We start from the raw sequence: 7,854 nt of genomic DNA, 5'->3' as shown, positions 1-7,854 counted from the left end.
CATATCCGTTTTGTACCGGTGAAGTCTGAGCACCAGCAGGAAATTTCCTGTTTGCATCGTATCCGAGAACGACTGGTTGCATATTTCCATCGAACCCGATCACCCAATAACCCACCATGTTAGGATAGTTGTCGCCTCATTTTTTTAGTAAAAGGGGACAATAATGCCAGCACATGCAGTAGACTTAGAAACAAAACAACAAGCCGTAACATGGCTGTTACCGCCATATTCTTATTCATTAAGACAGATTGCTAGTGAATTAGATTTAGGTATTAGCACTGTGCAAAAATGGAGACAAGATTTGGTTAACGAAGCACATAAATTTGAAAACAATAAAATCGATAGTAGTGACTATTCTGCTGATCAAAAGTTTGCAGCTGTATTAGCAACAGCACCCATGTCAGAGCATGAAGTCGCCAGTTATTGTCGCGAGCATGGCTTGTTTGTTGAACAGGTTAAAGCATGGAAAACGGTATCGATTTCAGCTCACAAACCTCAGCAGGAAAGCCAGTACAAACTTGATTCTGCACGCAGAGCTGATAGGAAAAAGATTAAGGTTTTGGAAAAAGAACTGAGTAGGAAAGACAAAGCATTGGCTGAAACTGCTGCCCTGTTAGTATTGCGGGAAAAGTACAATGCCCTTTGGGACAGCAGCGAGGAAGATTAACTCCTCTCCTAGAGCGGCGAAGAATTGTGCAATTGATAAACTCAGCGTTAGTTGGCGGTGCACGCAAAGCAATTGCGTGCAAAACAATAGGCATATCTGTGCGCACTATCCAGCGTTGGTATAACGAGAAGGCTAGATGCATAGCAGAAGACGCAAGACCGCAAGCTACACGACCAGTGCCTGCGAACAAGCTCTCTGCAGAAGAAAGGGCAGCAATTATGGATGTATGTAATTCAACTGGATTTGCTAGTTATCCGCCAGGCTTCATTGTTCCTACCCTTGCAGATGAGAGTGTTTATCTCGGATCTGAGTCAACATTTTATCGAGTACTAAGGGAGACCGGACAACTCACTAGTCGCACAACAACTAAAAGTAGAAAGCAACATAGTAAACCGACGATAAAAATAGCAGCGAAGCCTAATGAGGTAAGGACGTGGGATATCAGTTATTTAGGCACAAGGACACGAGACCTCCATTACTATCTTTACATGAATGTTGACATTTTTAGTCGAAAAATAGTCGGTGCAGAAGTTTATGAACAAGAGTTAGGTGAGCTTGCGGCTCTCGTTCTGCAAAGAGGTGTATGGAGTGAAAAGTGCGTCAACGAAGGCACAACTTTGCATTCAGACAATGGCGCACCAATGAGAAGCTTTACAATGCAAGCAAAGATACGAGATTTAGGTGTAGCAAGCTCATATTCCAGACCTAGAGTAAGCAATGACAACCCTTACTCAGAATCATTGTTCAGAACAACAAAATATCATCATTCATGGCCGAAAGATGGCTTCACAAACATCGCGGAAGCTCGCGAATGGGTGAGTAACTTCGTCAGTTGGTACAATAAGGTCCACAAACATAGCGGGATTAAGTATGTAACGCCATCACAAAGACATTCTGGGCTAGACGCTAAAATAATGCTCAATAGAAAAAAGGTTTATAAGCACGCTAGAGAAAAAAATCCGACTCGATGGCATAACAAAATTAGAAATTGGGATTACATTAAAGAAGTGACGCTAAATCCTGAAAGTAAAAACGTTGCTTAATTACAAAATGCGACAACTGTCTTGAAAAATGGCGGTGCAGCTTCACGCCAAAGTGGCGTGTCACGAGACACTATTCACCGACACTTTAGACTAGTTAAGCAAGGCGATCCTGATGCTTTAAAACGTCAAGAAACTCCCGATATAAGGCATAAAAACTGTGTAGATCAGGCCATCGAGGATGCCGTTGTGGAATTCTCCATTGAGCATCCTCACCTTGGTCAGCAAAAAGTTGCCCTGAAGCTAACAGAAGCGCTCGGTGTTGATATCAGTGCTGGCGGTGTGCGCAGTATGTGGTTAAGAAATAATATGAATACCACAGCACTGAGAGTTGAAAGGTCGCAAGCGTTGCTAGGATCGGCATAAAGAATAGCCAGTTTAACAACTGGCTGATATTGTATTTACGACAAAGTCGCTCGGTAATTAGACCGACATAATCCCTTGGTAATCACACTGACTCATATAAGATTCACTTAATTCATCGCTGCCAGCAAGTGGCCCTGCTTCACGGATGATGTTACCGCCTAGAGACTTTATTTGTTTAGATGTTTTGGCACAATCGTTAACTGCAATCGCAATATGGCCAAAGGCATTACCCAGTTCATATTGATTAACGCCATAGTTATAAGTTAACTCTAATACGCAGGATTCAGACTCTTTTGCATATCCTAAAAAAGTTAAAGAAAAATTTTGGTCAGGTTGTTCAAACGTCCTGAGTACCTGCATACCCAATATTTTGGTATAGAACCTAACGGATTTTTCAATGTTAGATACTCTTAACATCGTATGAAGTATTCGATTCATTGAGAGAATCTCCGGTAATCGACTGAATTAAGGCATCACTAGGCTGCACTATTTGTTAGAGGCTAGTGTTCTAGACTACAAATTATTATTTACAGATTTCACCGCTGTAACGAACTAGTCCTTCCATATTATTTAAATCTACTAAGCCATAACTTTTGAAATTACCCTCGTAACCTTTGAATGTGCCTGTCGTAGACTCTTTCTCAATTGAGTAATTAATCTCAATCATAAAATTACCCGCTTTACCTGGTACTGAGGTTAACTCAGCATGATCTACCGTGTGAAATGAGCCTCCCGTATCGTTTAAGAAATAATGGTTCAAATCCATTTCTAAGCCACTCTTAGTTTCACGTTGCGCGGTAATAGTGCCGCTAGCTGCGCTAACACTGCCAATTAATGCTGCGGTAATTCTCACCGAACCATCACTTTGAGGAGAGAAAGTTGGCATTGCCATACCACCTATTGGTGTACAAATTTTCTGGCCAGCAAAAGCACTCGTTGAAACAATGACGAATAAACTTGCAGCTGCTATTTTGTTAAACATATGATTTCTCTTTTTTAAGTTAAATATCTTATAGATAACAACAGGCTCACCTTAAGGTTAAGCGAGTTGTTACTGATTATTTTGTACAATTGGTTGTTTATCCATACTGGCTAGGATATTAATTCAGGAGTGCATAACCATTATCCCCTTGATATTTCTTCACTAATTTCTGCATTTGTCATAGCGATCCCATTGAAATTCCATGACCCATCTACTGTATGAATAACATTCGAGTAAATATGTTTTATAGGCTGTTTTCCGCCAGATAATTCACTGATAATTTCGGTTGCTTCTGCAAAATGTGCCAATTGAACTTCTCTTGAAGCAAGTGCAAATGCTGGTACCTTCCATTCCATCCAAACGCCTGAAAATTCTTCACCCCCCGAAAAGGTAGAGGTTTTTGGTAGCACTGACACATGTGCAGTGACGTTAGGTGTCATTGATTTATTACCTAAAAGTCCATGATGCTTAAGCATTGAACTAGTGATTTTCTGAACCGCTTCTTTTTCAGAACCAGTAGGGATAGCGCCTTCAGCAAGTGTAAGTGTTAAGGGCATAGTATTTTCCGATTATAAAAGTTAATTGTTAGTGATTAATCGAAGTTGTTTTCCAGCAACTTCAGCTCCAACCACACAATATAGAGATCGTTATATTATGTGGTTGCCCCAAGATTATATAGTGGTCGTTATATTGTCAATATAAATATAACGACTGCTATATTTTTGAGCCGGACATAGTTATAATGGCGATACTCTCAAGGGGTAGGAATTTTTAAATGACTAAAATAACTAAAAAACAAGAAACCAGAAAACGCATTATTAACGCCGCGGGTCAGGGATTTCGAAGTAATGGTTACGCCGGAATTGGTGTAGATGGCATTGCTAAAAAAGCAGGAGTTACTTCGGGGGCTTTTTATGCCCATTTAGGTTCAAAAGATGGTGCATTTGAAGCGGCATTGTCGGTAGGTCTTGATGAAGTGATTACAGCTATCCCTGAATTTCAACTTCAACATGGTAAGCAATGGGTTGCGGCTTTTTCAGATTATTATTTAGGCCAAGGGCATCGTGATAATCTTTCAAGTGGTTGTGCAATGACAACTCTTTCTCCTGAGGTTGTTCGCACTAAACCTGAATTACACATGATCTACGAAGAAAAAATGAGCGAGATAGTTGAGCTTATGGCTCAAGGTATTATTGGGAATTCGCACCAAGAATGTTTATCCAAGGCCTGGGCGGTATTAGGTATCCTAATTGGAGGGCTTACTATGGCCAGAGCAGTCGCTTCTATTAAGATTGCCGATCAAATTGCTATCTCTATTACACATGCAGCAATCAATACTGCCGGGTAAACCAAAGGATCAGAGAAGTCAGAGTCAATAAGATAAACAATTAGTAAATATCGGGGGAATATCAGGGTCAGAACAAAGTTAAATCAAACAGCGCTATCAGGACACACTCGTTAATTACTAGTGAAACCATCCAAAACTCTTAGTCGGCAACGCCGATGCTTTTGTCTTTTGATTTACCCTCGCATGTATGTTCGCCGATTATTTTTGATATTTAGTAGGGCAATTTACAGGACGTAAATTGAGTCGTAGAGTGCTGGGAGCACATTACGACGACCTGCTAAATGTCAAAAATAATTGGATGAAGAACATAATTTGGCGAGCGGCTTCTTTTTGGTTACTTTATTCTTAGCTGCAGAAGAAAAAGTAACTGGATTGAAGGGATTCAAGACAAAAACCATCACTACGATGGCGCGCAGCGTGCTCTTTGTACTTCACATTAAATTAAAAGACCTTCGGGGTTCGTTGAAACGACGTCTTATCTCCTTTAGTTAGGATACTGAGAGTAGTGGCCGTCATTTTGACTTTGTTGATACCACGAATTTCTGCTGCTTTTAATTATTTGTTATTCGCCAATTTTTTGCGCAGCTAACATATAGTTCACCCAAGTTGGTTTAATTAACTTCATGCTGCGTTTAATCGGGTTAACTGCTACACCAGTAGTGGCAGTTAACTCAAAACCATCGGCATATAATAAAGGAAACAACTCAGCTGGCTTAACCAGTTTGTTATAGTGATGTGTGCCCTTAGGTAATAAACCAGTAACATACTCTGCACCAAAAATAGCGATAAAAAAAGCTAACCAGTTGCGATTGATAGAAGCAATAAACTGTGTGCCGTGAGGTTTTACTAAGGCATTACAGCTTCTAATAAAGCTACTGACATCTGCTACATGCTCAACCACTTCCATGTTAAAAACCAAGTCAAATTGTTGGTTGCTTTCAACCATTTGTTCAACGCTGGTTAATTGATAATCAATTTGTAATTCGTTTTGTTTTGCGTGCGCTTTAGCTACTCCAATATTTTTTTCAACTACGTCTATTGCTATGACTATTGCACCTAGTTTCGCTAAGGATTCACTCAGTATTCCGCCACCACAGCCTATGTCCAGTACTTTTAATCCAGCTAACGGCTGTTGTTTGTGATTTTTAGTTTTAAGCTGTGTCAGTATCCACTCAATTCTTAATGCATTGAGTTTATGCAACGGCCAGAAAGGGCCGTTTAAGTCCCACCATGTATCAGCAAGTTTTTCGTAAAAAGCGACTTCTTTAGGATCAATGTTAACCGACTGCAGGTTTGCCATTTTATGCTGTCCCAAATACATAGGTTGTTAACATACTTAGGCTGGCGACTACTGATAGGACAGTGCGCATCTTCTTATAGGAGTACGAAACTTCAGGCAATAGCGAACTAAAGTGTTCAATTGCCCAAATAATTATAAATAGTGCTGCGCCAATTGCTAACCAATGATTAGGTAAAAGTAAAAAGCCAAAAAAAGCAGTCAAGAATAGAATGTTACTCAATACAACTCGCCAGAATTTGGCATCTTGCATATCAGTTGTTGGCCACCAAGCGCCGCATAAAAACGAGAAAATGCCAAACGCATACAGGGCGAGAGCATTTTCTATCAAAGCATTGTGTTTCATCATGGTGGATAAAAAAGTTAAACCTATGAAGGGAATTAACCCCACATAACCTAGTGTTTTTACTACAGGTGGCATTGAATATGTTCCAATAAGATATTTAATTAACTAAACAGGCCTTTTTAGAAGAGTAGTACTCAAAAAGATCAATATTCCACTAGCAGAAACAGTTAATTGTGATCTTCTCTCCCTGAATGGCTGACCTGCAGGGGCAGGTTCGTTGAAAGTAGTCGAAATTGAATAAACGCGGACCTGCGGGGGCAGTATCTTTTTGATCAGAAATGGATGTGCATTAGGCACATCTCTGTGTCTAAGCCTTAGGCCAGCCTATGCTGTGCCAAGCGGCTTTCCTATGGATTTTTTGATGCTCGCTATAATCTTAACTTGCTCACGATACTATTGAGTGCATGACCAAAAACGACCATCATTCTTGGCCATTTTTTAAGAAGTATAATTCTGTAAACCCCATTTTTACAAATTCGGCATCTCTAAAATTTCTTACGGTAGCTTTGCCTTTACTGATTGCGGCAACTTGCTGCTCAGTTTGCAAAAAATGGGTAAGGTCTACTCCTTCAGCATCGGCTACGGCCTCATGCATATTTTGATAGCGGCTATAAGAAAAACTGATTTCCTTTGCCACACCCTTAAACTTATAACGTACTTTATGGGCCATTTTCTACTCACCTGAATCCATCAATTGCGAAAACTATTTGAGCGCCATTATAAACTCAAATAGTGGTGCTTACTCAATAAGCTTAACAAAAAGAAGTATCTGGGGTCAGAGTAAACTTCAACCTGATCTCAAAGGTACTGATAGTTTAGGTTGCAATGTGCTGACCACAGATCATGATATTGCTGCTGTGTTTTATGCAGGCGGGTGTGGTGATGATTTTTCCAATCATCGGCATGGGTAAATGGACCTATTCGACAAAGCGGGCAGCATTTATCTTCGGCAAATCTAAATGCTGTGAGATAGCCATTAATCGGGTGTGCATTGTTATCCGAATATACATACACCTTACTTTCTTCATGCTTTACGTACTTATCTCTGTCTACTTTTCGCACCATGTAGTTTTTAAATAAGGATAAGTTAAATAGCTGATTACCAAGGAATTGGTAAGGCCTGTTAAGCGTTAAGCTTGTTTCAATATGCCAATCACTGTAGGGCTTTACTGACTTGCTAGTGATATAGCAAAGGCGCTGACCCTCTGGGTTTAAAAATACCTGAAAGCTTTGTTTTAAAAAGTGATATAGCAAATCACGATTGGCTAGGTTAGCGCTTTTTTTACGCTCTTTTTGAGGTGAAATGTCGCGATGTTGACCTGGTACCAAAGGGTGATTAAAAATGACTATGTCGGCAAAGTTTTGCGGTAGGCGGTTAACGCTTGCTAAATCCTTTATATCGACACTATGCTCGACTATTACCCCCGCGTTTAATAAATCATCCAGTGCATTTCGAGTGTATTTGTCCCTTAGCACATCCTTACTATCGTAAGTCGTTGCTATAAGATTGTTAGGGGGAACATGTTCTAGTAAGGCTCGCGAGAAACTTAAGTCTCCATCGCCAATGGTAATAACACGGCAATTTTTGGGTAAGTACATTATACCAATCCGTATAAAGAAGTGACCACTCAGAATGCACCAGCCATTTTTGCGTAAGGCGTCACTATGCAGTAATGGTTAATCCCTTTCAAGTAGTGAGAACGAAGCGCAAGAATGGCTGGTGCTTTCCCTTTAGGGCGAGTTTTAAAAGGACTTACTCTTGCGCCATCCTACTAGCCAGCCCGTTTGCCTTGAATAACGCTTTAAAT

General features: G+C 40.3%; 9 protein-coding genes and 1 pseudogene. 3 read left to right on the top strand and 7 right to left on the bottom strand.

What is annotated here, in order from left to right; genetic code table 11:
* The first annotated feature begins 214 nt into the window (after positions 1 to 214).
* Both QZ488_RS20500 and QZ488_RS20495 read left to right on the top strand, forming a co-directional pair.
* Positions 215 to 1,710, top strand: a protein-coding gene (locus QZ488_RS20500) for an IS3 family transposase (protein WP_293752246.1) whose coding sequence is annotated in 2 segments (ribosomal slippage) — positions 215 to 635 and positions 635 to 1,710 — 1,497 coding nt in all. Because the reading frame shifts where the segments join, the coding sequence is not laid out codon by codon here.
* Between the two features lie 36 nt (positions 1,711 to 1,746).
* A pseudogene (locus tag QZ488_RS20495) lies at positions 1,747 to 2,073 on the top strand (ISNCY family transposase); the annotation flags it as partial.
* Between the two features lie 57 nt (positions 2,074 to 2,130).
* On the opposite strand, the gene QZ488_RS20490 reads toward QZ488_RS20495, so the two are convergent.
* From QZ488_RS20490 to QZ488_RS20480, 3 genes are all read right to left on the bottom strand, one after another.
* A complete protein-coding gene (locus QZ488_RS20490; protein ID WP_293752244.1) occupies positions 2,131 to 2,511 on the bottom strand; it encodes a VOC family protein in 381 nt (126 codons plus the stop codon).
* A gap of 85 nt (positions 2,512 to 2,596) precedes the next feature.
* Positions 2,597 to 3,055, bottom strand: a complete 459-nt coding sequence (locus tag QZ488_RS20485; protein ID WP_293752242.1) for a hypothetical protein — start codon at positions 3,053 to 3,055, stop codon at positions 2,597 to 2,599.
* 140 nt (positions 3,056 to 3,195) lie between these two features.
* On the bottom strand, positions 3,196 to 3,612 hold the full coding sequence (locus tag QZ488_RS20480; RefSeq protein WP_293752240.1) for a 4-oxalocrotonate tautomerase: 417 nt from the start codon (positions 3,610 to 3,612) through the stop codon (positions 3,196 to 3,198).
* Between the two features lie 218 nt (positions 3,613 to 3,830).
* Between QZ488_RS20480 and QZ488_RS20475 the strand changes: the two genes are divergently transcribed.
* Positions 3,831 to 4,403 (top strand): TetR/AcrR family transcriptional regulator, encoded by a 573-nt coding sequence (locus QZ488_RS20475; RefSeq protein WP_293752238.1) that lies wholly within the window; start codon positions 3,831 to 3,833, stop codon positions 4,401 to 4,403.
* Positions 4,404 to 4,965: 562 nt separating this feature from the next.
* Here the strand turns inward: QZ488_RS20475 and ubiG are convergent.
* The 4 genes from ubiG to QZ488_RS20455 form a co-directional block, all read right to left on the bottom strand.
* On the bottom strand, positions 4,966 to 5,703 hold the full coding sequence (gene ubiG / locus QZ488_RS20470; RefSeq protein ID WP_293752236.1) for a bifunctional 2-polyprenyl-6-hydroxyphenol methylase/3-demethylubiquinol 3-O-methyltransferase UbiG: 738 nt from the start codon (positions 5,701 to 5,703) through the stop codon (positions 4,966 to 4,968).
* Between the two features lies 1 nt (position 5,704).
* On the bottom strand, positions 5,705 to 6,121 hold the full coding sequence (locus QZ488_RS20465) for a DUF3429 domain-containing protein (protein ID WP_293752234.1): 417 nt from the start codon (positions 6,119 to 6,121) through the stop codon (positions 5,705 to 5,707).
* Between the two features lie 346 nt (positions 6,122 to 6,467).
* The gene (locus QZ488_RS20460; protein WP_293752232.1) at positions 6,468 to 6,716 is read right to left on the bottom strand and encodes a DUF2960 family protein; all 249 of its coding nucleotides are present in this window, start codon (positions 6,714 to 6,716) and stop codon (positions 6,468 to 6,470) included.
* Between the two features lie 128 nt (positions 6,717 to 6,844).
* Positions 6,845 to 7,645, bottom strand: coding sequence for a class I SAM-dependent methyltransferase (locus QZ488_RS20455; protein WP_293752230.1), 801 nt, complete (start codon positions 7,643 to 7,645; stop codon positions 6,845 to 6,847).
* Positions 7,646 to 7,854: the final 209 nt, after the last annotated feature.

The organism is uncultured Paraglaciecola sp., assembly GCF_913020055.1.
Taxonomy (GTDB): Bacteria; Pseudomonadota; Gammaproteobacteria; order Enterobacterales; family Alteromonadaceae; genus Paraglaciecola.
The sequence above is the reverse complement of the archived record's forward strand: the minus strand, read 5'-3'. Positions and strand labels throughout refer to the sequence as shown.